At 46.3% G+C, this 1318-nt stretch carries 1 protein-coding gene; it reads right to left on the bottom strand.

What is annotated here, in order from left to right; translation table 11 throughout:
* Nucleotides 1-1318, bottom strand: a 1318-nt coding sequence (locus B0X80_RS20195; protein ID WP_139345361.1) for a cadherin-like domain-containing protein, incomplete at both ends; no start/stop codon positions are given.

Genomic DNA, 1318 nt, shown 5'->3' on the forward strand with positions numbered 1-1318 from the left:
GTGCTGGCCGCATTGGTGAGCAAGTTACCGTTGAGCGTATTATCTTCACCGATCGTTAATGTTTCATTATCATCCGTTAAATCAGATTCAGGCGTCACCTCGATATTGAGTGTGGAGGTTTCAGTATTCACACCATCAGAAACGGTATAAACCACTTCAGGTACTGGACCGTTATAATCGGCTGTCGGTACAAAGGTAAACGTGCCATTTGGATTAATGGTTAATTCACCTTCCGCTAATGTTGTGGTGGTACCTTGCGGATCTACGGTGAAGGTATTGCCACCTATCGTGAATTCCGTGATGGTTGGTGTACCGTCGGTACTAGTAGCATTGGCTAATAGATCACCTGAAAGTGAACCATCTTCTGCTACTGATAGAGTCTCGTTATCATCCGTTAAATCAGACTCAGGCGTCACCTCGATATTGAGTGTGGAGGTTTCAGTATTCACACCATCAGAAACGGTATAAACCACTTCAGGTACAGCTCCGTTGTAATCGGCTGTTGGCACAAAGGTAAACGTGCCATTAGGATTAATGGTTAACTCGCCTTCCGTTAATGTTGCCGTTGTACCTAGCGGATCGACAGTAAAAGTATTGCCGCCCACTGTAAATTCAGTGATCACAGGCGTACCGTCAGTGCTTGCCGCATTCGTTAATAGATTGCCTGAAAGCGAACCATCTTCTGGTACACTGAGGGTTTCGTTGTCATCGGTTAAGTCAGACTCTGGCGTCACGTCGATATTCAAGGTAGACGTATCAGTATTGACGCCATCAGAAATCGTATAAAGCACTTCAGGTACAGGGCCGTTGTAGTCAGCCGTGGGTACAAACGTAAACGTGCCATTAGGATTAATGGTGAGAGAGCCTTCAGTAAGAGTCGCCGTTGTACCTAGCGGATCGACAGTAAAAGTATTGCCGTCCACTGTAAATTCCGTAATAACTGGCGTACCGTCAGTGCTGGCCGCATTGGTGAGCAAGTTACCGTTTAACGTGCCATCTTCTGGAACACTCAGAGTTTCGTTGTCATCGGTTAAATCAGATTCTGGCGTCACGTCGATATTCAAGGTAGACGTATCAGTATTGACACCATCTGAAATCGTATAAAGGACTTCAGGCACTGGACCGTTGTAGTCAGCTGTTGGTACAAACGTAAACGAGCCATTAGGATTAATGGTTAATTCACCCTCGGCTAATGTTGCGGTTGTACCCAGTGGATCGACGGTAAAAGTATTGCCGCCCACGGTAAATTCCGTAATAACGGGCGTGCCGTCGGTGCTTGCGGCATTCGTTAATAGATTGCCTGAAAGCGAACCATCTT

The sequence above is a fragment of the Pseudocolwellia agarivorans genome (assembly GCF_002000085.1).
Taxonomy (GTDB): Bacteria; Pseudomonadota; Gammaproteobacteria; order Enterobacterales; family Alteromonadaceae; genus Pseudocolwellia; species Pseudocolwellia agarivorans.